The 24,369-nt window shown below is 68.1% G+C and carries 20 protein-coding genes and 3 pseudogenes; 12 read left to right on the top strand and 11 right to left on the bottom strand.

The window, feature by feature from the left end:
• Positions 1-11 precede the first annotated feature (11 nt).
• Positions 12-671, top strand: coding sequence for a hypothetical protein (locus NF20_RS20225; RefSeq protein WP_225345411.1), 660 nt, complete (start codon positions 12-14; stop codon positions 669-671).
• A gap of 15 nt (positions 672-686) precedes the next feature.
• Here NF20_RS20225 and NF20_RS20220 read toward each other — a convergent pair whose 3' ends face one another.
• The gene (locus NF20_RS20220; protein ID WP_033711346.1) at positions 687-1,529 is read right to left on the bottom strand and encodes a ribonuclease Z; all 843 of its coding nucleotides are present in this window, start codon (positions 1,527-1,529) and stop codon (positions 687-689) included.
• Positions 1,530-1,656: 127 nt separating this feature from the next.
• Here NF20_RS20220 and NF20_RS20215 point away from each other — a divergent pair, with 127 nt between their 5' ends.
• Entirely contained in the window at positions 1,657-2,085 is a 429-nt protein-coding gene (locus NF20_RS20215) for a CBS domain-containing protein (RefSeq protein ID WP_033711345.1), read from the top strand.
• 28 nt (positions 2,086-2,113) lie between these two features.
• On the opposite strand, the gene NF20_RS20210 is transcribed toward NF20_RS20215, so the two are convergent.
• Positions 2,114-2,716 carry a type II toxin-antitoxin system PemK/MazF family toxin gene (locus tag NF20_RS20210; RefSeq protein ID WP_009976045.1) on the bottom strand — a complete coding sequence of 201 codons (603 nt, stop codon included), beginning with the start codon at positions 2,714-2,716 and terminating at the stop codon, positions 2,114-2,116.
• A 24-nt stretch (positions 2,717-2,740) separates the two neighbouring features.
• Between NF20_RS20210 and lepA the strand changes: the two genes are divergently transcribed.
• Both lepA and NF20_RS20200 read left to right on the top strand, forming a co-directional pair.
• Positions 2,741-4,675: a translation elongation factor 4 gene (gene lepA, locus NF20_RS20205; protein ID WP_009976046.1), complete on the top strand. Its 1,935-nt coding sequence runs from the start codon at positions 2,741-2,743 to the stop codon at positions 4,673-4,675.
• A 14-nt stretch (positions 4,676-4,689) separates the two neighbouring features.
• The gene (locus NF20_RS20200; RefSeq protein ID WP_019732321.1) at positions 4,690-5,448 is read left to right on the top strand and encodes a sensor domain-containing protein; all 759 of its coding nucleotides are present in this window, start codon (positions 4,690-4,692) and stop codon (positions 5,446-5,448) included.
• A gap of 12 nt (positions 5,449-5,460) precedes the next feature.
• On the opposite strand, the gene NF20_RS20195 is transcribed toward NF20_RS20200, so the two are convergent.
• Positions 5,461-7,425, bottom strand: coding sequence for a glycoside hydrolase family 15 protein (locus NF20_RS20195; RefSeq protein ID WP_255304140.1), 1,965 nt, complete (start codon positions 7,423-7,425; stop codon positions 5,461-5,463).
• A 236-nt stretch (positions 7,426-7,661) separates the two neighbouring features.
• Here NF20_RS20195 and NF20_RS20190 point away from each other — a divergent pair, with 236 nt between their 5' ends.
• The 5 genes from NF20_RS20190 to NF20_RS20170 all read left to right on the top strand — a co-directional run bounded on the left by NF20_RS20190 (position 7,662) and on the right by NF20_RS20170 (position 12,025).
• A complete protein-coding gene (locus NF20_RS20190) occupies positions 7,662-7,856 on the top strand; it encodes a hypothetical protein (protein ID WP_003875916.1) in 195 nt (64 codons plus the stop codon).
• A gap of 350 nt (positions 7,857-8,206) precedes the next feature.
• A complete protein-coding gene (locus NF20_RS20185; protein ID WP_003875918.1) occupies positions 8,207-9,238 on the top strand; it encodes a sulfate ABC transporter substrate-binding protein in 1,032 nt (343 codons plus the stop codon).
• Positions 9,235-10,107, top strand: coding sequence for a sulfate ABC transporter permease subunit CysT (gene cysT, locus NF20_RS20180; protein ID WP_019732319.1), 873 nt, complete (start codon positions 9,235-9,237; stop codon positions 10,105-10,107). The genes NF20_RS20185 and cysT overlap by 4 nt, the downstream gene beginning before the upstream one ends.
• Positions 10,104-10,922, top strand: coding sequence for a sulfate ABC transporter permease subunit CysW (gene cysW, locus NF20_RS20175; protein ID WP_003875920.1), 819 nt, complete (start codon positions 10,104-10,106; stop codon positions 10,920-10,922). Before cysT ends, cysW begins: the two co-directional genes overlap by 4 nt.
• Before the next feature lie 14 nt (positions 10,923-10,936).
• Entirely contained in the window at positions 10,937-12,025 is a 1,089-nt protein-coding gene (locus tag NF20_RS20170; protein WP_009976059.1) for a sulfate/molybdate ABC transporter ATP-binding protein, read from the top strand.
• A 46-nt stretch (positions 12,026-12,071) separates the two neighbouring features.
• Here the strand turns inward: NF20_RS20170 and NF20_RS20165 are convergent, their stop codons facing one another.
• Together NF20_RS20165 and NF20_RS20160 are read right to left on the bottom strand one after the other, a co-directional pair.
• Positions 12,072-12,815, bottom strand: coding sequence for a phosphoadenylyl-sulfate reductase (locus NF20_RS20165; RefSeq protein WP_003875922.1), 744 nt, complete (start codon positions 12,813-12,815; stop codon positions 12,072-12,074).
• Positions 12,812-14,478 (bottom strand): annotated as a pseudogene (locus tag NF20_RS20160) (nitrite/sulfite reductase). The gene NF20_RS20165 and the pseudogene NF20_RS20160 overlap by 4 nt, the downstream one beginning before the upstream one ends.
• Positions 14,479-14,817: 339 nt before the next feature.
• Between NF20_RS20160 and hemW the strand changes: the two are divergent.
• Positions 14,818-15,990: a radical SAM family heme chaperone HemW gene (hemW, locus tag NF20_RS20155; RefSeq protein ID WP_009976062.1), complete on the top strand. Its 1,173-nt coding sequence runs from the start codon at positions 14,818-14,820 to the stop codon at positions 15,988-15,990.
• A 6-nt stretch (positions 15,991-15,996) separates the two neighbouring features.
• Here the strand turns inward: hemW and NF20_RS20150 are convergent, their stop codons facing one another.
• On the bottom strand, positions 15,997-17,238 hold the full coding sequence (locus NF20_RS20150; RefSeq protein WP_009976063.1) for a sodium-dependent bicarbonate transport family permease: 1,242 nt from the start codon (positions 17,236-17,238) through the stop codon (positions 15,997-15,999).
• Positions 17,239-17,728: 490 nt separating this feature from the next.
• Between NF20_RS20150 and NF20_RS20145 the strand changes: the two genes are divergently transcribed.
• A complete protein-coding gene (locus tag NF20_RS20145; protein WP_011724335.1) occupies positions 17,729-19,081 on the top strand; it encodes a salicylate synthase in 1,353 nt (450 codons plus the stop codon).
• A gap of 160 nt (positions 19,082-19,241) precedes the next feature.
• Complete coding sequence (locus NF20_RS20140; RefSeq protein WP_011724336.1) at positions 19,242-20,258, top strand: acyl-ACP desaturase; 1,017 nt, start codon at positions 19,242-19,244, stop codon at positions 20,256-20,258.
• A gap of 147 nt (positions 20,259-20,405) precedes the next feature.
• On the opposite strand, the pseudogene NF20_RS20135 reads toward NF20_RS20140, so the two are convergent.
• The 5 genes and pseudogenes from NF20_RS20135 to NF20_RS20120 form a co-directional block, all read right to left on the bottom strand.
• A pseudogene (locus tag NF20_RS20135) lies at positions 20,406-20,627 on the bottom strand (transposase); the annotation flags it as partial.
• A 43-nt stretch (positions 20,628-20,670) separates the two neighbouring features.
• A complete protein-coding gene (locus NF20_RS20130) occupies positions 20,671-22,614 on the bottom strand; it encodes a tyrosine-type recombinase/integrase (protein WP_007172497.1) in 1,944 nt (647 codons plus the stop codon).
• Positions 22,611-22,934, bottom strand: a complete 324-nt coding sequence (locus NF20_RS28440; RefSeq protein ID WP_255343485.1) for a site-specific integrase — start codon at positions 22,932-22,934, stop codon at positions 22,611-22,613. The genes NF20_RS20130 and NF20_RS28440 overlap by 4 nt, the downstream gene beginning before the upstream one ends.
• 420 nt (positions 22,935-23,354) lie before the next feature.
• Positions 23,355-23,687 (bottom strand): hypothetical protein, encoded by a 333-nt coding sequence (locus NF20_RS28435; protein ID WP_255343484.1) that lies wholly within the window; start codon positions 23,685-23,687, stop codon positions 23,355-23,357.
• A 69-nt stretch (positions 23,688-23,756) separates the two neighbouring features.
• Positions 23,757-24,369: pseudogene (locus tag NF20_RS20120) on the bottom strand (IS256-like element IS1245 family transposase); the annotation flags it as partial.

The raw sequence follows: 24,369 nt of genomic DNA, 5'->3' as shown, positions 1-24,369 counted from the left end.
AGGAGAAACGCATGGACGACACCGCGCGCCGCGCCTCCGGGTTGCCGCTGCTGTCCCTGCTCTGCGTCGGCCTGCTGGCCGGCGGGCTCGCCCTCGGGGTCGGGATGGGCGGCGTCATGCCGCTGCCGTACGGCCCGGTGGCCGCGGTGGCGGCCTATGTTCGCGCCCAGCCGGATGCCGTGCGGGTGATCGCCGTCGCGACGTTCGCGTCGTCGGTCCCGCTGGCGCTCTACGCGGCGACGGCCGCCGCCCGGTTGCGCCGCCTCGGGGCCGGCCCGACGACCGCCGCGATCACGCTCACCGGCGGAACCCTGGCGGCCGGATTGCTCGCCCTGGCCGGATTGCTCGGCTGGACGCTGTCCCGGCCGGCGGTCACCGCGGACACGGCGGTGGTGGCGGCGCTGTACCTGCTGGTGTTTCTCACCGGCGGGCCGGGGCACATCGTGGCGCTGGGCGTGTTGGTCGCCGCGATGGCGGTGCCCGGCCTGACCCGGGGGGGTGCTGCCCCGGCCCGTCGCGCGGGCCGGTCTGGCCACGGCCGCACTCGCCGGGTCGGCGACCGCGGTGCTGATCTGGCCCGCGCTGGGCGTGATCTTGCCGGTCGCGCGGGTGGCGGCGCTGGCCTGGCTGCTGGCCGCGGGAATTGCTTTGCAGGACAAGGGTTATGGTGACCGGGGCGGTCGAGCTCAGGAGGGCGCGTCGACCTGAACCCGGTGCAGGTCGTCGCCGAGTTCGACGCGTCCGGCGAACTCGCGGGCCGCCAGCGCCCGCCACTGTTCTTCCTGGCCCGCCACCAGCGCGGGCACGTAGTGCGTCATGACGAGGGTGCCCACCCCGGCGCGGGCCGCGGTCGCCGCGGCCTCCTCGACCGAGGAGTGGTAGTCGCAGATGTCCTGCAGCCGCTGCTGCGGGATGGTGGCCACGATGTCCTTGCGGATCACGGTGTGCACCAGCGCGCCGGCGCCGGCCGCCAGCTCGTCGAGCCCGGCGCACGGCACGGTGTCGCCGGCCAGCACCACCGACGCGCCCTGGTAGTCGACGCGGAACCCGATGGTCGGGGCCACCGGCCGGTGGTCGGTGGGGGCCACCCGGATCGACACGCCGTCGCGGTCCCACACCGGGCCGTCGGTGTGCTCGCGCACGTCCACCGCCGGGGGCGCGTTGAGATCAGCGTGATGGGCGATCCGGTAACCGATGTCGTGCCGCAGCGCGTTCAGCGTCGCCGCCACCAGCTCGGCCGTGCCGGGCGGCCCGATGATGGGCAGCGGCACCGGGTCGGGGGTGAAGGTGCTGACCCACCGCGTGATCAGGACGTCGCCCAGGTCGCCGACGTGGTCGCTGTGCAGGTGGGTGAGCAGCAGCGCCGACAATCCGGCCGCGCCCACCCCCACCGCCGCGGCGCGCTGCAGCACCCCGCGTCCGCAGTCGACCAGGAACACCTGCCCGCCGGCGCGCACCAGGGTCGACGGCCCGGCGCGGTTGGGGTCGGGGATCGGGCTTCCGGTGCCCAGCAGGGTGACCTCGATCATGGCGCCTATCTTGCAGGGCCTGGAGCTTGGACACGATCTGTTTGCAGGTTCTCCTGGTGGCTTTTGCGCCGCGCGAGTTCGCCGTAGCCTGGTGTGAAGCGGCTCACAAACCCGGCTGGAGGCCTCGATGCGGATTGCGGACGTGTTGCGGAACAAGGGCGCGGCGGTGGTCACCATCAATCCCGACGCCACGGTTCGTGAGCTGATCGCCGGCCTGACCGAACAGAACATCGGCGCCATGGTGGTGGGCGGCGCCGAGGGTGTGCTGGGCATTGTGTCGGAGCGCGACGTCGTGCGCCAGTTACACGTTCACGGCGCCAGCGTGCTGTCCCGCCCGGTGTCCAAGATCATGACCACCACGCTGGCCACCTGCACCAAGACCGACACCGTCGACGAGATCAGCGTGCTGATGACGCGCAACCGGGTGCGGCACGTGCCAGTGCTGGACGGCAAGAAGCTGATCGGCATCGTCAGCATCGGCGACGTGGTCAAGACCCGGATGGAAGAACTCGAGGCCGAACAGCAGCAGCTGCAGTCCTACATCACGCAGGGCTGATCGCCCCCGGTTCGCCGAGCGTGCAGACCTAGCTCCAGGCGTACTGCGCGCGCAGCCGCGCGGCCACCACGTCGAAGACCTCCCGATCCAGGATGGCCCCCTCGCGGCGGATGCCCTCTTCGGGCACCACCAGCACCCGGTCCAGCCGGACCCAGCTCGGCCTGCCCTCGTAATCCCAACTGCCGGAACCGATTCCGACCCATTCCGGATCGGCGGCATGACGCTCCTGGCTGGACACCATCAACCCCAGCAGGGTGCTGCGGTCGCGTCCCACCACCAGGACGGGCCGGTCCTTGCCGCGGCTGGGATCGTCCTCGTAAACCACCCAGGTCCACACGATCTCGCCGGGATCGGCCCGGCCGTCCAGTTTGGGCGCGTACACCAGCTTGCGGGCCCGCTGCGCGGTGGGCAGGCTGCTGCGGGTCACCGGCCGGCCCAACACGGCGGTGTCCGGCGGCGGGGGTGCGGCGGCGGCGATGACGTTCGCGGTGATCTTCACGGCCTGCTGCAGCTCGCGCAGAACGGTCTGCGAGTTCTGCACATGCCGCACCAGCCGCGGCGCGCGATCGAAAACCAGGTTCTCCGCGAACCGCTGAAACGCCTTCCACTGCGACTTCCGGGCGGACGCCATATTCGCAGCATAGACGCGCCGATTGTGCCGCAGTCCGGCCGCGCCGATACGCTGGACACACTTGCGAACCGCCGTCTAGCAGGCCCGGACCAGGAGATACCCATCAGCAGTTTCGCCGACAAGACCTTCACCGCGCCGGCGCAGATTCGCAACTTCTGCATCATCGCCCACATCGATCACGGCAAGTCGACGCTGGCCGACCGGATGCTGCAGCTCACCGGTGTCGTCGACGAGCGGTCGATGCGCGCCCAGTACCTGGACCGGATGGACATCGAGCGGGAGCGCGGCATCACCATCAAGGCGCAGAACGTGCGGCTGCCCTGGCAGGTCTCCGGCGGCGAGGATGCCGGCAAAGAATTTGTCCTGCACCTGATCGACACCCCGGGCCACGTCGACTTCACCTACGAGGTGTCGCGCGCACTGGAGGCCTGCGAAGGTGCCGTGCTCCTGGTCGACGCCGCGCAGGGCATCGAAGCCCAGACGCTGGCCAACCTCTACCTGGCGCTGGACCGCGATCTGACCATCATCCCGGTCCTCAACAAGATCGACCTGCCGGCCGCCGACCCGGACCGCTACGCCGGCGAGCTCGCCCACATCATCGGGTGCGAACCCGACGACGTGCTGCGGGTGTCCGGCAAAACCGGGGAGGGCGTGGCGCGGCTGCTCGACGAGGTGGTGCGCCAGGTGCCGCCGCCGCAGGGGCAGGCCGATGCGCCGCTGCGCGCGATGATCTTCGACTCGGTCTACGACATCTACCGCGGCGTGGTGACCTACGTGCGGGTGGTCGACGGCAAGATCACCCCGCGCGAACGCATTGCGATGATGTCCACCGGCGCCACCCACGAACTGCTCGAAGTCGGCATCGTCTCACCCGAGCCGAAGGCCAGCGACGGCCTGGGCGTCGGCGAGGTGGGCTACCTGATCACCGGGGTGAAGGACGTCCGCCAGTCCAAAGTGGGCGACACCGTCACCAGCGCGCGCCACGGCGCGCAAGAGGCGCTGACCGGATACCGCGAACCCAAGCCGATGGTCTATTCGGGTCTGTATCCGGTGGACGGCTCGGACTATCCGGATCTGCGCGACGCGCTGGACCGGCTGCGGCTCAACGACGCCGCGCTCACCTACGAACCGGAGACGTCGGTGGCGCTGGGCTTCGGATTCCGCTGCGGCTTTTTGGGTTTGCTGCACATGGAGATCACCCGCGAGCGCCTGGAGCGCGAGTTCGACCTCGACCTGATCTCGACGTCGCCCAACGTGGTGTACCGGGTGATCAAAGAGGACGGCACCGAGATCGTGGTGACCAACCCGTCGGACTGGCCCGAGGGCAAGGTGCGCACGGTGTACGAGCCGGTGGTCAAGACCACCATCATCGCGCCTAGCGAATTCATCGGCACCATCATGGAGCTGTGCCAGTCCCGCCGCGGCGAGCTGGGCGGCATGGATTACCTGTCGCCGGAACGGGTCGAGCTGCGCTACACCATGCCGTTGGGCGAGATCATCTTCGACTTCTTCGACTCGCTGAAGTCGCGGACCCGCGGCTACGCCAGCCTGGACTACGAGGAGGCCGGCGAGCAGGAGGCCCAGCTGGTCAAGGTGGACATCCTGTTGCAGGGGGAGGCCGTCGACGCGTTCAGCGCGATCGTGCACAAGGATGCGGCGTTCGCGTACGGCAACAAGATGACCACCAAGCTCAAGGAGCTGATCCCGCGCCAGCAGTTCGAGGTGCCCGTCCAGGCCGCGATCGGCTCGAAAATCATTGCCCGCGAGAACATTCGGGCCATCCGCAAGGACGTGCTGTCCAAGTGTTACGGCGGTGACATCACCCGTAAGCGCAAACTTCTGGAAAAGCAGAAGGAGGGCAAGAAGCGGATGAAGACCATCGGCCGGGTCGACGTGCCGCAGGAGGCGTTCGTCGCGGCGCTGTCCGCCGACGCCGCGGGCGACAAATCCAAGAAGTAAGGCAACGAATAGCGATGCGGATTTTCACGGCGGCGACGCTGCTCACGGCGGTCGCCGCGCTGGCGGCGGGCTGCGGCGGGGTGGTGTCGGGCACGGCCAAACCCGCGCCCAACCTCAAACCGCGACCGCTCAGCGGCGCCACCGTCCAGCAGGTGCTGCTCGACGGCCCGACCCTGTCGCGAATGCTCAACCAGCCCTTCGTCGCCCGGGATCCGGCCCAGGTCGGCGGCCCGGAAAAGCTCTACCGGGGCAGCCGGTCGGCGTCGCAGACCGGCTGCCTGGGCGTGACGGCGATGCTGCAGAAGAGCGTCTACCCCGCCGCCGACGTCCGCGACGTCGCGGCCGAATCCTGGTGGAACAACGGCGAACCCGCGCAGGTGATCACCGTGATGGAGGGCGTGGTGACGTTGCCGTCGGCCGCGCAGGCCCAGGCGCTGTTCGCGCAGTTCTCCCGGCAATGGCAGCAGTGCAACGGCATGACGACCTCCGAACAGAGCGGCCCGATCAGCACCACCAACGTCATCAGCGACGTGCGGGCCACCGACACCACCGTCGCGGCGACCAAGACCGCCACCGCGGTGCTGCCCAACATGCCGGCCCTGCGGCCCACCCCTCAGGGGCGTGCCCTCGGTGTCCGATCGAACTGCCTGGTCGAGGTCGAGGTGGTGTTCTTCGGCGGGCGACGGTCCTCCGACCCCGGCTCGGCCGACCTCAACACCAGCGCGCTCGACATCGCGCACGCGATGATGGACCGGGTCAGCGCGCTGGGCTGACCCCGGTGCGGCTCACATGGGCGCGTTGGCCGGCTGGAACATCCCGGAGCCGTCCGCTTCCTCCTCGGCGCGGATCACGTGCACCACCGCGTTGATCAGCGCCAGGTGGGTGAATGCCTGCGGGAAGTTGCCCAACTGGCGACCGGTCCGCGGTTCGATCTCCTCGGCGTAGAGGTGCAGCGGGCTGGCGTAGGACAACAGCCGCTCACACAGCCGCTTGGCGCGCCGCACCTCACCGATCTCGACCAGCGCCGAGACCAGCCAGAACGAACAGATGGTAAAGGTGCCCTCCTCGCCGGACAGCCCGTCGTCGGTCTCCTCGACCCGGTAGCGCAGCACCAGGCCCTCCTGGGTGAGTTCGTCGGCGATCGCCAGCACGGTGTTGCGCACCCGCGGGTCGTCGGGCGGCAGGAACCGGGTCAGCACCACCAACAGCAGCGAGGCGTCCAGCGCGTCGCTGCCGTAGCGCTGGGTGAACACTCCGCGGGAGTCCACGCCGTGCGCCAAAATGTCGGCCTTGATCTCCTCGGCGATGTTGCGCCACTGCTGGGCGTAGCTCTTCTCGCCCTGCCGCTCGGCCAGCTTGGCGCCGCGGTCCAGCGCCACCCAGCACATCACCTTCGACGAGGTGAAGTGCTGCGGTTCCCCGCGCACCTCCCAGATGCCGCGGTCCGGCTCCCGCCAGTGCTTGATCGCCTCTTCCACCTGCTTCTTCAGCACCGGCCACAACGTCTCGGGAACCTGTTCGCGCGACTTGGCGTGCAGGTAGAACGAGTCCAGGATGGAGCCCCAGATGTCGTGCTGGACCTGGTCGTAGGCGCCGTTGCCGATGCGCACCGGCCGGGCGTGGTCGTAGCCGGACAGGTGGTGCAGCTCCTCTTCGACCAGGCTGCGCTCGCCGCCCACCCCGTACATGACCTGCAGCGGATGCCGCTCGTTGTTGTTGGCGCCGGAGACGTCGGCGATGAAGGCGAAGAAGTCGTCGGCCTCGCGGTCCAGCCCCAGCGTGTACAGGCCCCACAACGCGAAGGTCGAGTCGCGCACCCAGGCGTAGCGGTAGTCCCAATTGCGTTCGCCCTGAGGGGTTTCCGGTAGCGAGGTGGTACTGGCGGCCAGCAGCGCCCCGGTGGGGGAGTAGGTCAACCCCTTCAGGGTGAGCGCGCTGCGCTGCAGGTATGCCCGCCACGGGTGGTCGGGGAAGTTGCCGATGTTGATCCACTGCCGCCAGCACTCGGTGGTCTGCCACATCTTGTCGGCGGCTTCCTGGTAGGTCTGCGGCGGCGGATGCTTGGTCCAGCTCAGCGCGACGAACACGTCGTCGCCCTCTTTCATCCGGGTGCGGGCCCGGGCTTCCCGGCCTTCCAGCCCGATGCGCAGGTTGGTGGTGAGCCGCAGCGTCGGGTGGGCGTCGGGCTGCTTGGTGGCGCGGGCGATGGCCTCGCCGTAGGCGTTGGCGGAGTACTCCCAGGTGGCGCCGACGCGGTGGTAGTCGAACGCCGGCTCGCAGCTCATCATCAGCTCGACGGTGCCGCTGACGCAGCGCACCGTGCGCAGCAGGATGTGCTCGGCGTCCCAGTCCATCGGGGTGCGGCGGTGGGTGCGCGAGCGTCGCTCCAGGTCGTGCCAGGGGCCCATGACCAGCGCGTCCCGTACGATCAGCCATCCCGTGTGGGTCTGCCAGGTGGTTTCCATGATCAGGCTGCCGGGCAGGTATCGGCGGGCCGACGGGACGGACACGCCGTAGGGTCCCAGCCGGAAATGGCCGGCGCTGCGGTCCAGGATCGCCCCGAACACGCTCGGGGAGTCCGGTCGGGGCACACACATCCATTCCACCGACCCGGCCGGAGAGATCAGGCAGGTGGTTTCCCAGTCGGACAGGAATGCGTAGTCGGCGATCGGGGGAAACGGGTTCCGCAGGGCTGCGTTGGGAGCAAGCGGCCCGGGTGTGCGCAGGTCGATCGACGACTCCATCGACATCGCGGGGGCTGCGCGGAAGGGTTCCTCGGGCATGGTGTCGGCCGGTTGGTCGTCGGGTTGAGCGTGCAGAACCATCTGGACATCATCGACTGCGCGGCGGCCCTTCGTCCAACGTTTCGGCCGCGCGGCAAAGTCGGCGTGCTTTTTCCCTCACCGTGACTTTGACGCCGGAGCGGGCCGGCACGCCCGTCTTCACACATTGGTCTTCGGCCGCCGGGCGCAATAGGGTGAGCTCCGTGAACGCGTTCCTCAACTGGTGGGACGGCAACGAGCTGTGGCTTTCCGGGCTGGCCTTCGTGCTTCAGGCCATGGTGGTGATGCCGATCGTGCTGGCGGTGGCCTACGTGACGGCGGCGTTGCTGGACGGCCTGCTCGGCAAGGGCATCGCCCTGATGCGCCGCGCCCGCCAGGCCGGCGGGACCTCCGGATAACCCGGATGCCTCGCTCGCACGTGACGCTGGTGCTCGCCATCCTGGTGGCGCTGGTGATCATCACCTGGCTGGTCACCCATCTGATGCACCGGTAGGGCGCCGACGCGATCCCCGCAACGGCCAGCCGTGCGGCGGTCCGGTGGCGGCCCCGTCAATTCCTGTTAGGCTTCCGGCCATGCGTGCGGCGTTCGGCATTCCGGGGTGCTATGCCTTCATGCACTGTTGTCGCTGACTCCCAAGCCCGTGTGCGGTCTGGTTCCGGAGTTCTCGAATTCTCCTGACGTTCTAGTTGCCTTTCCGCCGAGACGGGACACCGAGATCCGCTAAGTTCTCCCACCGGAAGGCCATCGATGGACATCAGGACCGCAGCGCGCTGGCGGCCTGTTCTCGCCCTTGTTCTCACCGCCGGTGTGGTGGCCGGATGCCACGGCGGCGCCAGCGATGCCGTCGGCGGCACCGGGCCGGCCGACGCGCGCACCAGCATCACGCTGGTCGCCTACTCGGTCCCAGAACCCGGATGGAGCAAGATAATTCCGGCGTTCAACGCCTCCGACGAGGGCAAGGGCATCCAGGTGGTCACCTCCTACGGGGCCTCCGGTGACCAGTCCCGCGGTGTGGTGGACGGCAAACCCGCCGACGTGGTGAACTTCTCCGTCGAACCCGACATCGCTCGCCTGGTCAAGGCGGGCAAGGTCGCCAAGGACTGGAACACCGACGCCACCAAGGGGATCCCGTTCGGCTCGGTGGTCACGCTGGTGGTGCGCAAGGGCAATCCGAAGCACATCAAGGATTGGGACGACCTGTTGCGGCCCGGCGTCGAGGTGATCACGCCCAGCCCGCTCAGTTCCGGGTCGGCCAAGTGGAATCTGCTGGCGCCGTACGCCGTCAAGAGCGAGGGCGGCGCGCACGGCGACGCCGGCGTGGACTTCATCCGGAAGTTGGTGACCGAACACGTCAAGTTGCGTCCGGGATCGGGGCGCGAGGCCACCGACGTCTTCGTGCAGGGCAGCGGTGACGTGTTGATCAGCTACGAGAACGAGGCCATCGCCACCGAGCGGGCGGGAAAGCCGGTCGAGCACCTCAATCTGGCGCAGACCTTCAAGATCGACAACCCGGTCGCGGTGGTCAACACCAGCCCGCACCTGCAGGCCGCCGTCGCGTTCAAGAACTTCCAGTACACCGCGGCGGCCCAAAAGGTGTGGGCGCAAGCCGGTTTCCGGCCGGTCGACCCGGCCGTCGCCGCCGACTTCCGCGACCAGTATCCGGTGCCGGCGAAGCTGTGGACCATCGCCGATCTGGGCGGCTGGAGCGCCGCGGACCCGCAGCTGTTCGACAAGAACACCGGCAGCATCACCAAGATCTACACGCAGGCCACCGGATGACGGCCATCACGCCCGACCCGCTGGCCATCCGGCCCGAACTCGGCGGCGACCCCGGACACCAGCCGGTGCCCGGACGCGGCCGCGGCACCACCGCGCTGCGGGTGGGGGTGGCCACGGTGTGGCTGTCGGTGATCGTGCTGTTGCCGCTGGCCGCCATCGCCTGGCAGTCCGCCGGCGGCGGATGGCACGTGTTCTGGCTGGCGGTTACGTCGAACGCCGCGCTGGAATCGTTCCGGGTGACGCTGACGATCTCGGCCGGGGTGACCGTGCTCAACCTGGTCTTCGGCCTGGTGATCGCCTGGGTGCTGGTGCGCGACGAGTTCCCCGGCAAGCGGCTGGTCGACGCGATCATCGACCTGCCGTTCGCGCTGCCCACCATCGTGGCCAGCCTGGTGATGTTGGCGCTGTACGGCAACAACAGCCCGGTGGGTCTTCACCTGCAGCACACCGCGGCGGGTGTGGCGGTGGCGTTGGCCTTCGTCACGCTGCCGTTCGTGGTGCGTGCGGTCCAGCCGGTGCTGCTGGAGCTGGATCGCGAAACCGAGGAGGCGGCGGCGTCGCTGGGCGCCAGCGGCCCGAAGATCTTCACCTCCGTGGTGCTGCCCGCGTTGCTGCCCGCGGTGTTGTCCGGTGCGGGCCTGGCGTTTTCACGCGCGATCGGCGAGTTCGGCTCGGTGGTGCTGATCGGGGGTGCGGTGCCGGGCAAGACCGAAGTGTCCTCGCAGTGGATCCGGACCCTGATCGAGAACGACGACCGGACCGGTGCCGCCGCGATATCGATTGTGCTGTTGGCGATTTCCTTTGTGGTGCTGCTGATCCTGCGGGTGGTCGGTGGGCGCGCGGCCAAGCGTGAGGAGCTGGCCGCATGACGTCGTCGCCCGGGGTCCGCTATGGCCTGCGATTCGTGGCGCTGGCCTACATTTTCGTGCTGCTCGTCATTCCGGTGAGCCTGATCCTGTGGCGGACGTTCCGGCCCGGGTTCGGCCAGTTCTATGCCTGGGTCAGCACCCCCGCGGCGATCTCGGCACTGAACCTGACGCTGCTGGTGGTGGCCATCGTGGTGCCGCTCAACGTCTTCTTCGGCATCCCCACCGCACTGGTGCTGGCGCGCAACAGGTTTCGGGGCAAGGGCGTGCTGCAGGCGATCATCGACCTGCCGTTCGCGGTGTCGCCCGTCATCGTGGGCGTGGCGCTGATCGTGCTCTGGGGTTCGGCCGGTGCGCTCGGGTTCGTCGAAAAGGACCTCGGCTTCAAGATCATCTTCGGTCTGCCCGGCATCGTGCTCGCCAGCATCTTCGTCACCCTGCCGTTCGTGGTGCGCGAGGTGGAACCGGTGCTGCACGAGCTGGGGACCGACCAGGAGGAGGCGGCGGCCACCCTGGGTTCGGGCTGGTGGCAGACGTTTTGGCGGATCACGCTGCCGTCCATCCGGTGGGGCCTGACCTACGGCATCGTGTTGACCATCGCACGTACCCTGGGGGAATACGGCGCGGTGCTGATGGTGTCGTCGAACCTGCCGGGGAAGTCGCAGACGCTGACCCTGCTGGTCTCCGACCGCTACAACCGGGGCGCCGAGTACGGCGCCTACGCGTTGTCGACGCTGCTGATGGGGGTTGCCGTGCTGGTGCTGGTTTTCCAGGTGGTTCTCGATGCCCGCCGCGGCCGCGCGGCCCGGCAGGCCTGACGAGGAGGCATGACGTGACCGACGCCGGTACCGACCGCGGCGACATCGCCATCACTGTGCGCGACGCCTACAAACGCTACGGCGACTTCGTCGCACTGGACCACGTGGACTTCGTGGTGCCGACCGGTTCGCTGACGGCCTTGTTGGGTCCCAGCGGATCGGGCAAATCGACGCTGCTGCGCACCATCGCCGGCCTGGACCAGCCCGACACCGGGACGGTGACCATCTACGGCCGGGACGTGACCCGGGTGCCGCCGCAGCGCCGCGGCATCGGCTTCGTGTTCCAGCATTACGCGGCGTTCAAGCACCTGACGGTCCGCGACAACGTGGCCTACGGCCTCAAGGTGCGCAAGCGGCCCAAGGCCGAGATCAAGGCCAAGGTGGACAATCTGCTGGAAGTGGTGGGGCTGAGCGGTTTTCAGGGCCGCTACCCCAACCAGTTGTCCGGTGGGCAACGGCAGCGGATGGCGCTGGCGCGGGCGCTGGCCGTCGACCCGCAGGTGCTGCTGCTCGACGAGCCGTTCGGCGCGCTGGACGCCAAGGTGCGCGAGGACCTGCGCGCCTGGCTGCGCCGGTTGCACGACGAGGTGCACGTGACCACGGTGCTGGTCACCCACGACCAGGCCGAGGCGCTGGATGTCGCCGATCGGATCGCGGTGCTCAACCAGGGCCGCATCGAGCAGATCGGATCCCCGACCGAGGTGTACGACGCGCCGACGAACGCGTTCGTGATGTCGTTTCTGGGTGCGGTGTCCACGCTCAACGGCACTTTGGTGCGACCGCACGACATCCGGGTGGGCCGCACTCCCGAGATGGCGGTGGCGGCCGAGGACGGCACAGCCGAGTCGACGGGTGTGGCCCGGGCCATCGTCGACCGGGTGGTCAAGCTGGGTTTCGAGGTGCGGGTCGAGTTGACCAGCGCGGCCACCGGCGGGCCCTTCACGGCGCAGATCACCCGCGGTGACGCCGAGGCGCTGGCCCTGCGCGAGGGCGACACCGTCTACGTGCGGGCCACCCGGGTTCCGCCGATCACTGCCGGTGCGACGACGGTGCCCGCGGTCTCCCGCGACGGCGCCGACGAGGCCACCCTGACGTCGGCGTAAGGAACGCTCTTCAGCGCGACAGCCAAACAGGTTGGCGCCGAAGGCTTTACGAGGCGTGCAGCCCGCATTCCGTCTTGGCCAGGCCCTGCCAGCGCCCGCTGCGCGGGTCGGCGCCGGCCAGCGGCTTGGCCGTGCAGGGGGCGCAGCCGATCGACGAATAGCCTTCGTAGATAAGCGGATTGACCAGCACGTTGTGCTCGTCGATGTAGTTCTGCACGTCCTCGTCGGTCCAGGTGGCCATGGGGTTGACCTTGACCAGCTTGAAGCCCTCGTCGAAGCCGATCACCGGCGCGTTGGCCCGTGTCGCGGCCTCCGAGCGGCGCAGGCCGGTCACCCAGGCCGAGTATCCGCGCAGCGTCTTGCCCAGCGGGGCGACCTTGCGCAGCCGGCAGCATTCGCCGGGGTCGCGCGCGAACAGGTCCTTGCCCAGCAGTTTGTCCTGCTCGGCGACGCTGTGCTCGGGAGTGACGTTGAGCACCCGGATGTCGTAGACGGATTCGATCGCATCCCGGGTCCCGATGGTCTCGGCGAAGTGGTAGCCGGTGTCCAGGAAGACCACCGGCACACCGGGGCGGACCTTGGCGGCCAGGTCGATCAACACCGCTTCCTGCATGCTCGAGGCCACCACGTAGTTGCAGGTGGCCCATCCGCGTGGCCCGTTGACGCCGCCGAATGTTTCGTCGGTCCAACGCAACACGTCGCTGGCGCTGGCGCCTTCGAGCTCGGCGGCGCCGCGGGCGGCTAGTTCACGCAGTTCGGCCTCTGGAAGTTTGGTCGTTCGTTCGGTCATCGCAAATCGTCCTCGTCTGCCCTCATGGCCCACTGGGCGAAACGTTCACCTTCGCCGCGATATTTCAAGAAGTTGCGTGCCACCCGCTCGATGTAGTCGCCGAGCTCGTCGCTGGTGACCTTGTGCTGGCGCAGTTTTCGGCCGAAGCCGCTGTCCTGGCCCAAGCTGCCGCCCAGGTGCACCTGGAATCCCTCGACCGAGCCGCCCTCTCCGTCGTCGACCATCTGGCCTTTGAGGCCGATGTCGGCGACCTGGATGCGGGCACACGAGTTGGGGCAGCCGTTGAGGTTGATGGTGATCGGCACGTCGAGCTGCCGGTTGACATCGGCGAGGCGGCGCTCCAGCTCGGGCACCAAACCCTGTGCCCGCACCCGTGTTTCGGCGAAAGACAGCTTGCAGAACTCAATTCCGCTGCAGGCCATCAGGTTACGACGCCAATGCGACGGTTGCGATTGCAGGCCGAGGGCTTCCAGCCCGGCCACCACCTCGTCGAGCTTGTCGTCGGGGATGTCGAGCAGCACCAGCTTCTGATAGGGAGTGAACCGGATCCGGTCGCAACCCGCTTGCTGCGCCAGGTCGGCCACCGCCAGCAGGATGGTGCCCGACACCCGCCCGGCGATCGGGGCGACTCCCACCGCGTTGAGCCCGTTCTTGAGCCGTTGCACCCCCACGTGATCGATCGGATGCGCGACCGGCTCGGGGGCCGGACCGTCGATCAGCGGACGCTTGAGATATTCGGTTTCGAGAACTTCGCGGAACTTCTCGATGCCCCAGTCCTTGACCAGGAACTTCAGCCGCGCCTTGGAGCGCAGCCGGCGGTACCCGTAGTCGCGGAACACCGAGGTGACCGCCGCCCACACCTCGGGCACCTCGTGCAGCGGAACCCAGGCGCCGACCCGTTGGGCCAGCATCGGGTTGGTCGACAGCCCGCCGCCGACCCACAGGTCCAGGCCGGGACCGTGCTCGGGATGGTTGACGCCGATGAACGCGACGTCGTTGACCTCGTGGGCGACGTCCTGCAACCCCGAGATCGCGGTCTTGTACTTGCGGGGCAGGTCGGCGAATTCGGGCTGACCGATGTAGCGGCGGGCGATCTCGGCGATCGCCCAGCTCGGGTCGATGACCTCCTCGAGCGACTCACCCGCCAGCGGCGACCCCAGGATCACCCGCGGGCAGTCGCCGCAGGCCTCGGTGGTGCGCAACCCCACCGCGTCAAGCCGACGCCAGATCTCGGGACGTTTTCCACCTCGATCCAGTGGTACTGGATGTTCTCGCGGTCGGTGATGTCGGCGGTGTCGCGGGCGAAGTCCACCGAAATCTGGCCCAGCGTGCGCAGCGCGGCCGCGGAGATGGCGCCGCCGTCGCAGCGCACCCGCATCATGAAGTACCTGGCCTCGAGCTTTTCGATGTTCTCGTCGCCGGTCCAGCTGCCGTCGTAGCCCTGCTCGCGCTGGGTGTACAGGCCCCACCAGCGGAAACGGCCGCGCAGGTCGCTCTTGTCGATGCTGTCGAAGCCGTTTTTGGCGTAGATGGTCTCGATCCGCTCCCGAACTGCCAGCGGCGCGCCGGCCTGTTTCATTTCCTCGTTCGGGTTCAGCGGCTCACGATTCCCCAGTGCCCACTGGCCCTCGTTACGGGCCTTCGCGGGTCGGGCGGTGGTCATCGGACGTTCTCCTCGGAAAAAGATCGCCAGCGCGGCCAGCACAGTTCACCGACACTGTTGGGCGGCATGGAACCGTCAGCCGGCTGGAGACGCGGGGGGCTGGGTCTACCACGTCAAGGCAGACAGATACAGCTGCAGACGCGCTTGAGATCGATGTGCCGTCGCGCCACGAGCACCACGTGCGGGCTGGGTTGGGCGACAGTCACGCCAACCATTGTGCCACGGACGCCGACGGGCCGTGCGAGCAGGTCAAATCTTGGCTCACGGTGATTTAAAACCCGGGCCGCAGCGGGCTCGCCGTACCGCCCGGGCCGCCCGTTCGCCGTGGGATCATGTGGCATGGCCATTCGCGAGCAAACGGTCGAGCTGCCCGACGTGCGGGTGGTCGACGGGCGCCCGTTCGGCCTCTATGTGCACGTGCCGTTTTGCGTAACCCGTTGCGGCTACTGCGATTTCAACACCTACACACCCGCCGAGCTGGGCGGGGTCAATCCCGACGCGTGGCTGGGGGCGCTGCGCACGGAACTGGAACTGGCCGCCGCGCGGCTGCGGCCACCACCGGTGAACACCGTGTTCGTCGGGGGCGGGACGCCCTCGCTGCTGGGGGGCGCGCGGCTGGCGCTGCTGCTGGACATGGTGCGCGAGCACTTCGCCCTGGCGCCCGACGCGGAGATCACCACCGAGGCCAACCCCGAGTCGACGTGGCCGGAGTTCTTCGACGCCATCCGGGCGGCCGGTTACACCCGGGTGTCGCTGGGGATGCAGTCGGTGGCGCCGCGGGTGCTGGGTGTGCTGGACCGCATTCACACGCCGAACCGGTCGGCGGACGCCGCCCGCGAGGCGCTGGCCGCCGGGTTCGAGCACGTCAGCCTCGATCTCATCTACGGGACGCCGGGGGAGTCCGACGAGGACCTGCTGTGGTCGCTCGACACCGCGATCGAAACCGGTGTGGACCACGTGTCCGCCTATGCGCTGGTGGTCGAGGAAGGCACGGCGCTGGCCCGGAGGGTGCGCCGCGGTGAGCTGGCGGCGCCCGACGACGACGTGCTGGCGCACCGTTACGAATTGGTCGACGCGCGGCTGTCGCAGGCGGGTCTGTCCTGGTACGAAGTCTCCAACTGGTCGCGCCCGGGCGGGCAGTGCCGGCACAACCTCGGCTACTGGGACGGCGGTCAGTGGTGGGGCGCGGGTCCCGGTGCCCACGGCTACGTCGGCACGACGCGCTGGTGGAATGTCAAGCACCCCAACGCCTATGCCGAACGGCTCAACGCCGCGGCGCTGCCGGTGGCCGGATTCGAGCAGCTCGGCTCCGAGGCCTTGCACACCGAAGACGTGCTACTGAAAATCCGCCTGCGCCAAGGGCTTCCGGTGGATCTGTTGAATCCCGCGGAACGCGAACGCGTCCAGGGCGTGGTGGCCGACGGGTTGTTGGTGCGCGACGGCGACCGGCTGGTGCTCACGCCGCGCGGGCGGCTGCTGGCCGACGGCGTGGTGCGCACGCTGTTGGGGTGACGCCGGTCAGACCCCGTACCAGCGCTCGACGAGGCGGGCGATCTCGATGTAGAGCGGGATCCCCACCGTGACGTTGTAGGAGAACGTCAGGCCCAGCGAGGCGGCCAGCGGCAGCGTCGGGCTCGCCTCGGGGATCGCCAGGCGTTGCACCGCGGGCACGGCGATGTAGGACGCCGCACCGCAAAGCACCGCGAACAGCACGTAGGTCCCGGTCTTGAAGTCGGTGTGGGTCAGCGAGGCGTAGCTGCAGGCGACGAAAATGCCCAGTGTCGCAAAGACATTCGGGGCCACCAGGCCGAAGACGATGAAACCCCAGCCGGCGGAGCGAAGGTCCTTCAACTTGCGCGACGCCGTCATCCCCATCTCGAGCAGGAACAGACACAGCACGCCCTGGAAGGCGATCACGAAGAACTTGTCGTCGTCGGCGACGACCTTCTGGCCTTGCAGCCCGCTGACCAGGCCGATGATGATGCCGCCCATCAGCAGGACCAGGCCGGGGTTGAGGAAGACCTCCTGGAACAGCTCCCGGGAGAAGATCGGCGCCCTTGTGCCCTTGCCGCGCAGCGGGCCCGGGTCGGTCTGCCACTCCGGATGCTCCAGCTTTTCCAGCGACAGTTCCAGCTCCTGCTCGATGGCCGCCTCCTCCTGGGTCTGCAGGCTCTGGCCGTGCGGCGGACGCGCGGCGGTGCCGGGACCGACCCCGACCCGGACCGGCGGCGTGTAGCCCGCCTCGTCGGGCATGTACCCGGCGGAGTCCATGCCCCGGTGGCGCAGTCGCGCCACGAAGTACAGCGCCACCAGGCAGCCGGGAATCTCCATCACGGCCAGCATCACCGGCATGTAGGCGTTGAAGGCGATGTTCACCGCCGCCAGGACCGCCACGCAGGTGGCGAAGGTGCCCGCCGAGTCCGACCCGTAGTAGCCGGCGATGGTGGCGCGGTCCACCTTGCGCAGCGATTTCAGCCGGCTCAGCCCCAGGTAGGCCAGCCCGCCGATGGCGCAGTTCAGCACGAACCCGAGCACCATGAAGCCCACGATCGCCCCGACGCTCGACGCGCTGACCTGGGCGAGTTCCTCGCCGCCGTGCCAGCCGATGGCCAGCAGCAGATACATCGTCAACCCCTGATAGATCACGTAGGGGAATTCGAACCGCACCTTGAGAATCGGGATCAGGAAACCGAAGTAGAAGAACAGCAGTAGCGGCTTGAAGAGGTTGTGGGTGAAGTTGTGCCAGAACTCTTGCAGCATCGATGCCTCCGTTGATCAGAGCCGTGATCGTGGGGAAGCACCGTCCGCGAGCCGAGCAGCCACGAAACGTCCCGACGACCGTGACGAACCTATCCCCGCCGCCCTGGCCTCGCCACTCGACGACACGGCGGGTGAGGAAGATTTAACGGAATCCTTTCGGGCGGCATAAGCGCTGCTCAGGGCCGGATTTCCGGGCGGAATCGGGGCGGATTGGCCGGTTCGCCGCCGCCGTGCATTTGGTGTGAAGGTGCTGTGGATTTACTGTGCAGTCAATAGAAGCCAGGTCCGGACTGTAGGCCACGGCCGGTGGCTGCTCCGAACCGACGGGCGGTGACCACCCCGGGATGAGTGTGGCCGCCGGATGCGCACCGTGTGTGGCCGCCACGTAAACGGCGGGAAAACGTTGCGACGACGATCACCGCCCTTCCGGGAATCGGGCTGACGAGATCGGTTGCGCAAAGCTACATAGGTTAGGCTACATTTACTAACCGTGACCGAGGTCAGCGTCGAGACAACTTCCGCCGGCTCTGAGTCGCCGTCGATTCCCCTTCCGGTGCACATCGACCCGGCGGACCTGGCCGCCGAGCTGGCCGTGGTGCTCTCCGAGCGTGCCGGGGAAGAGTATTTGCTCTACGAGCGCGGCGGTGAATGGGTGCTGGCCACCGGGGTGCGCGCCATGATCGAGCTGGACAGCGACGAGCTGCGGGTGATCCGCGACGGCGTGACCCAGCGCCAACACTGGTCGGGCCGGCCGGGGCCGGTGCTCGGTGAGGCCATCGATCGGCTGCTGCTGGAGACCGACCAGCTTTTCGGCTGGATCGCCTTCGAGTTCGGCGTCTATCGCTACGGGCTGCAGCAGCGACTGGCGCCGGGCACCGCGCTGGCCCGGGTGTTCTGGCCGAACGGACGCGTCGTGGTGACCCGCGAGGCGATCCAGCTGTTCGGGACGTCGACCGGCCGGCGCGACGACGTGCTGGGCGTGCTCGGCGACGGGGTGCCGGGGCTGCGCGACGCCTCGGCGGTCGACGTCGTCACCGACCCGTCGAACTATCGCGATCGGGTGGCCTCGGCCGTCGCGGAGATCGCTGCCGGCCGCTATCACAAGGTGATTCTTTCCCGTTGTCTCCAAGTGCCTTTCGCGCTGGACTTCCCCTCCACCTACCGGCTGGCCCGTCGGCACAACACCCCGGTGCGGTCGTTTCTGCTGCGGCTTGGCGGGATTCGCGCGGTGGGCTACAGCCCGGAACTGGTTGCGGCCGTGCGTCACGACGGCGTCGTGGTGACCGAACCGCTGGCGGGCACCCGCGCGTTCGGCCGCGGCGCCCTGCACGACCGCCAGGCCCGTGACGACCTGGAGTCGAACTCCAAAGAGATTGTCGAGCACGCGATTTCGGTGCGAAGCTCGCTGCAGGAGATGGCCGAGATCGCCGAGCCCGGCACCGCCGTGGTCACCGACTTCATGACGGTCCGGGAACGGGGCAGCGTCCAGCATCTCGGCTCCACGGTCAGCGGGCGGCTGGGCACGTCCAACGACCGGATGGACGCGCTGGAAGCGCTGTTCCCCGCCGTCACCGCCTCGGGCATCCCGAAAGCGGGCGGAGTGGAGGCGATCCTGCGTCTCGACGAGGGACCACGCGGGCTGTATTCGGGTGCGGTGGTGATGGTTTCGGCCGACGGCGCGCTGGACGCGGCGTTGACGTTGCGCGCGGCCTACGAGCATGACGGCAAGACCTGGCTGCGGGCCGGCGCCGGCATCATCGAAGAGTCGACGCCCGAGCGCGAATTCGAGGAGACCTGCGAGAAGCTGTCCACCCTCGCGCCGTATCTCATTGCGCGCCAATAGCTTCCCGGGGCTGCCGCTGCCTGGCGTGTGCCGGGTCACGGTTCGGCGCTAAGGGACTTTCGGCCCTAGGTGGTCGCCTCCGCCGCGTGTCATCTTCATGTAACCGCATGACACAGATACATGCGGGCTGCCGACCGCGATGGACAACCGGGAGGGTTCCGTGCCCAAGGACCTGACTAACCTGCAGCTGCTGCATGAACTCGAGCCGGTGGTGGAGGGGCTGCTCAACCGGCACCTGGCGAAGTTCAAGGAGTGGAACCCGCACGACTACGTGCCCTGGTCGGACGGCAAGAATTTCCACACCCGCGGCGGGCAGGATTGGGAGCCCGGCCAGACCCGGCTGCCCGACGTCGCGCAGGTGGCCATCGTCCAAAACCTGCTGACCGAAGACAATCTGCCGTCGTATCACCGCGAAATCGCCATGAATTTCGGCATGGACGGCCCGTGGGGCCAGTGGGTGAACCGCTGGACCGCGGAGGAGGCCAGGCACAGCACCGCGCTGCGCGATTACCTCGTGGTCACTCGATCGGTGGACCCGGTGGAATTGGAGTTGCTGCGGCTCGAGCAAATGACCCGGGGCTTCAGCCCCGGCCAGAATCAGCAGGGCGACATGTTCGCCGAGAGCCTGTTCGACTCGGTCATGTATGTCTCATTCCAGGAATTGGCCACCCGCGTCTCGCACCGCAACACCGGCAAAGTGTGCAACGACGCGATCGCCGAGCAGTTGATGGCCAGGGTGTCGCACGACGAAAACCTGCACATGATCTTCTACCGGGACGTCAGCGCCGCGGGCCTGGATATCGCACCGAATCAAGCGATGAAGTCGGTGCACCGGATTCTGCGCAATTTCAAGATGCCCGGATTCACGGTGCCGGAGTTTCGGCGCAAGGCGGTGATCATCGCCGTCGGCGGTGTGTATGACCCACGGATCCATCTCGACGAGGTGGTCATGCCGGTGCTCAAGAAATGGCGCATCTTCGAACGCGAAGACTTTACCGGCGAGGCCGCCCGAATGCGCGACGATCTCGGCCTGCTGGTCAAGGAGCTGCAGGATGCGTCGGAGAAATTCGAGGAATCCAAGCAGCGCTACCTCGAACGTGAGGCACGCAGGACCGAGAAAATCACCGCCAGCAAAGTGTTGCAAACGAAAGGAACGCTGACGCTGAGCCGGCATTGAGCCGAGTGTTCGCCGATGATTGTCGCCGCCGGGCCGATGTCACGCGCAACCCTGCACGCCTGCTGCGGGTTTGCCGCGAAAATCGGTCACGTCCCGTGGAGTGGTGTAAGAGCGGTCGCGTGTCCGCGTGTGGCTCTGTGGTAGCCACTATGCCGTGAGAGCGGCTGTGGGGGCAATGGTTTCGGCACTTTGGTCACTGACGTCGAGCAGAGCGAGGCTGGTCTCGGAGAGGTAGCGCTTGTCGGCGACCTGCCATTCGTCGTGGGCCTCAACGAGTACCGAGCCGGCCAGCCGTAACAGCGCGGCGGGGTTGGGGAACACGCCGACGACGTCGGTGCGGCGTTTGATTTCCTTGTTCAATCGCTCCATTATCCGGCCCTCGGGGGCGGGTCAACCCGTCGGGGTGGGATGTTCATCGATCGAGGCGCTGGAGGTGGTCGGTAAGGGCGTGGGCGACGCGGTCGTGGCGGGCGGCTTCGTCGGTCCAGCCGCGGCACTCGGCGTCGGTTCTGAGGGCCTGGACGTCGGCGAGTTGGTCGGTGAGCGTGTCGCGGAATTCGGGGGCGGTGACGTAGTTGTCGCAGGTTTCGCAGATGTTGGCATAAGGGCACGCGCCCGCGGATTCGTGGCGAGCGCAGTATCCGTGTGCAACGCGGGTTTTCAGCATTTCACTGTGCAGCCAGCCGACCTTGTCGGGCAGGATCGGTTTGCCGACCGGGGTGAGGGTGAACTGGCGGCGCATCTTGCCCATCGCTTCGTCGTAGGCCGCGCGCAGGGTGGGCGAGGCCAGGGTGGCGTAGCGGATCGTCATTTGTGGAGTGACGTGCCCGAGTAAGGACATCAAGGCCTGCAGACTCATCCCGGCGTTGGCGAGTTCGGTGGCCCAGGTGTGGCGCAACTGATGTGGAGTGACCATCAGGACGCCGCCGTCGGGACGGTGCAACCCGGCGGATTCAGCGGCGGTGAGCAGCCCGTTGCGCAGCCGGGTGTAGCCCAGGCGGCGTCCGTGCCGGGTGAACAGAAAGTCGGTGAGCACGCCGGTGCGTGGGTGCGGCAGCGGCCGGTGCGTGCCGCGGAGGGCGACCCACTCGTCGAGCGCGGCGAGGGTCGCGGCGGAGAGCGGGACCATGCGTTCGGTGGCGAGCTTGCCCAGTGGCACCTTCAGCCAGGTTCCGGCCGGTCCGTAGTCGATGATGCTGCCCAGTTCGAGGTCGAGCAGTTCCCCCGCCCGCAGGCCGGCACCACGCAGCACGGTCAGGCCGATGCGGGCGAACGGATCCTGCAGGTGGGCAACGGCGTTCATCACTGCCGCGTCCACATCGGGTGCTAGCGCGCGTGGCAACGGCTGGTCGAGTTTGGGGACGTCGGCGGCGAATACCAACCGCCGTGGTGGGGCCTGCGCCCAGCCCCAGGCGGTGATGTCGTCGAGCAGGTTGCGCAGACTGAGCACTGCCGACTGGGCCACCGCGGCCGAGACGGTGCGCCCGGCGCCCGCGGCGGCGCGCTGACCACGCCAGCCCCGGGTGCGATTCCATTTCAGGTAGCCCTCGATGCAGCTCCGGTCGAGTTCACGCAGGCTGATGACGTCGGGATGGTGAGCGGTGAGGTATTCGGCGAAGGGCAGCAGGTCGTTGATCAGCGACTCGACCGATTTGGGCCGCAGCACCGCCGCGCGCACGCCGATGTAGCGCAGCAACGTCTGACGGATCGGGTCGGGCATCTCCACCTCGGTGAAGCGCTGCTCGAGGCTACGGGCCCACCGCCGGCGTTTCGGCGCGGTGTCGATGACCGCGGTCTCGAACAACAGCTGCCGCAGGCTGGCCAGCCGCCCCCTGTATGCCCGCCGCGACGATGGCGGCACCACGGTACGTGACAGCGCGGCGTCGAAGTCGTCGAGCGCGTCGCCGGTCAGGTCGGCGACCATTCCGCCGTGGTGTGCCAGCACTACCGCCAGACATTCGCCGAGGACCGTCTCGACCCAGGAACTCCTCCAGCCCAACCGAATTCCCGCATTCCGCAACGCGGCGAATCCGCTCGGATCCCGGTCCTCCACTGCGCGGCCCAGCCCGGTCAACTGTTTGACCGCGGCCAGCTCGACGTCCAGCCGTAACCGGCCGGTGCCGATCGTGTGACAGATCAGCGGCCACGCCCCGGTGTCCCGTATCTCGGCGATCCGCTCGGCTGCCGGCAGCGTCATCCAGGCGTGCAGGTCGCGGTGGCGTGCGGTGAAGTCGCGAGCGATCCGAATCCGGTCGCGTACCGCCCGCCCGCTCAAACCCAGGGTGGCGACGTGGTCGAGATAATCCGCCACCACCTCGTCGGCGCCTACGGGTTGGCCGACCAACACCGTGGTCACTGCCGGGCTCCGGCCAACGTCGCACGAGCAGCACCGTATTCGGCGGCGAGCTGCTCGATCGACAAATGCACGTAGCGGGCCGTGGTCTCCGGCGAGACATGCCCCATCAACGCCCGCAACGCCAGCAGATCGATTCCGGCCGCCGACAATTCGGTGCCGTAGGTATGCCGTAAACGGTGCGGGCGGACTCTTGTGGCGCCAGAGGTCTCCCGGTGCCGACGGAACAGGCTGCGCAGCCCGGCCTCGCTGACCGGTGCACCGGTCGTCGGGCCGCGCAGCACTACGAAGCACTGCGGCGTCGCCAACGGCGGCCGCTCCATCGCAGGTAGGCGGCGAGCTCGGTGAAGAACGCCGCATCGACCGGGACATGACGTTCCTTGCCGCCTTGCCGATCACCCGAAGCCGGCGCCGGGCCATATCGACGTCGGCGAGCAGCAGGCCACGCGCCTCGGCCGAACGCAGCCTCCGAGTAGCATCACCAGCACCATCGCCGGTGTCCGTGCGTTGCCAGTGTCGCCAGGAACGCGTCGACATCGTTGGTGGACAACGATTCCGGAAGACGCTGCGGCTGACGCACCAACCTACCGCCACTGCGTGCACGCCGGGACCCAGATGACCGAGCAACCCCGCTGCGACTGGCGCAGCCCTGTCCCGCCGCGGCGACGGCACCGGATTGTCGGTGCAGACACCGGTCATCACCAGATACTCGAATAACGCGCGCACTGCCGCGACCCGGCGGTTCACCGTCGAAGCTGCCGGCGGGTCGACGAGCGGTGACCGCCGTGTGGCTGGTCCGTTCGGCGGACGCCTTGCCAGTCGATCCAGTCGAACACCAACGGCGCATCGACCGCGGCGAGCCCGACCGCTTGCTGGACGAGGAACCGCTCAAATTGGCGACGTCGAATGCGTAGGCCGCACCGTGGCCGCGCTGAACCCCGTCCCGCCAAATGGTTGAGAAACGCGTTCACCGCGTCCTGCCCGTCCCAGTCGCCCTCCAGGACATATCCGCTGTCGCTCTTGAGTACCCGCATCGCCGCTCCGCCTTCCCCCACCGAGATGCAGACAGCATCCATCCGTGCTCAGCGCTTGTGCGTGAACCTCACGCTGCAGCCCGAACCGTGTCCCGGAGAGCGGTTAACGGATAGTGGGTTGGTTGACCAGATCTTTTCCAGTGGGCCACCGGGAAGTCGGCGAAGGCGGTGATGTCGGCGGCGCCCTCGCGCAACATGGTTTCGACCTTGGGGAACTGGCGGCCGAGCATGCCGGCGATGGTGTCGAGTTGTTCGCGCACGTGCTCGGCGTCTGGCTGGGCGAAGACGGTGCGGATCGCGGCGGCGACCATCTCTGCGGAGCCCTTGGGCACTTGGGCGAGCACGTTGCGCAGGAAGTGCACTCGACACCGCTGCCAGGCGGCCCCGATCAGCACGGCGTCAATGGCACTGCGCAGTCCGGCATGGGCATCGGAGATGACCAGTTGGACTCCGGCCAGACCGCGGGATTTCAACGACCGCAAAAACGCGGTCCAGAACGCCCCGTCCTCGGAGTCTCCGACCTCAAAGCCCAGTACCTCGCGGCGCCCGTCAGCGGCCACCCCGGTGGCGATGACCACCGCCTGCGACACCACCCGATGATTCACCCGGGCCTTGCAGTAGGTGGCGTCGAGGAAGACATACGGAAAGCGCTGATCACCCAACGGCCGGTCCCGGAAGGCCGCGACCTCGGTGTCGAGGTCTTTGCAGATCCGGCTGACCTCGC

The sequence above is a fragment of the Mycobacterium sp. MAC_080597_8934 genome, assembly GCF_000523975.1.
In the GTDB taxonomy this organism is placed as follows: Bacteria; Actinomycetota; Actinomycetes; order Mycobacteriales; family Mycobacteriaceae; genus Mycobacterium; species Mycobacterium avium.
This window is presented reverse-complemented; position numbering and strand designations above follow the sequence as displayed.

Excerpts from the sequence above, each read along its gene's own strand:
- NF20_RS20185 (WP_003875918.1), top strand. The coding sequence starts at position 8,207 with ATGGACATCAGGACCGCAGCGCGCTGGCGGCCTGTTCTCGCCCTTGTT.
- NF20_RS20150 (WP_009976063.1), bottom strand. The coding sequence starts at position 17,238 with ATGCTGCAAGAGTTCTGGCACAACTTCACCCACAACCTCTTCAAGCCG.
- NF20_RS20165 (WP_003875922.1), bottom strand. The coding sequence starts at position 12,815 with ATGACCGAACGAACGACCAAACTTCCAGAGGCCGAACTGCGTGAACTA.
- hemW (WP_009976062.1), top strand. The coding sequence starts at position 14,818 with ATGGCCATTCGCGAGCAAACGGTCGAGCTGCCCGACGTGCGGGTGGTC.
- NF20_RS20200 (WP_019732321.1), top strand. The coding sequence starts at position 4,690 with ATGCGGATTTTCACGGCGGCGACGCTGCTCACGGCGGTCGCCGCGCTG.
- cysW (WP_003875920.1), top strand. The coding sequence starts at position 10,104 with ATGACGTCGTCGCCCGGGGTCCGCTATGGCCTGCGATTCGTGGCGCTG.
- cysT (WP_019732319.1), top strand. The coding sequence starts at position 9,235 with ATGACGGCCATCACGCCCGACCCGCTGGCCATCCGGCCCGAACTCGGC.
- NF20_RS28440 (WP_255343485.1), bottom strand. The coding sequence starts at position 22,934 with ATGGAGCGGCCGCCGTTGGCGACGCCGCAGTGCTTCGTAGTGCTGCGC.
- NF20_RS20220 (WP_033711346.1), bottom strand. The coding sequence starts at position 1,529 with ATGATCGAGGTCACCCTGCTGGGCACCGGAAGCCCGATCCCCGACCCC.
- NF20_RS20195 (WP_255304140.1), bottom strand. The coding sequence starts at position 7,425 with ATGTCGATGGAGTCGTCGATCGACCTGCGCACACCCGGGCCGCTTGCT.
- NF20_RS28435 (WP_255343484.1), bottom strand. The coding sequence starts at position 23,687 with ATGGATGCTGTCTGCATCTCGGTGGGGGAAGGCGGAGCGGCGATGCGG.
- NF20_RS20210 (WP_009976045.1), bottom strand. The coding sequence starts at position 2,716 with ATGGCGTCCGCCCGGAAGTCGCAGTGGAAGGCGTTTCAGCGGTTCGCG.
- NF20_RS20225 (WP_225345411.1), top strand. The coding sequence starts at position 12 with ATGGACGACACCGCGCGCCGCGCCTCCGGGTTGCCGCTGCTGTCCCTG.
- NF20_RS20215 (WP_033711345.1), top strand. The coding sequence starts at position 1,657 with ATGCGGATTGCGGACGTGTTGCGGAACAAGGGCGCGGCGGTGGTCACC.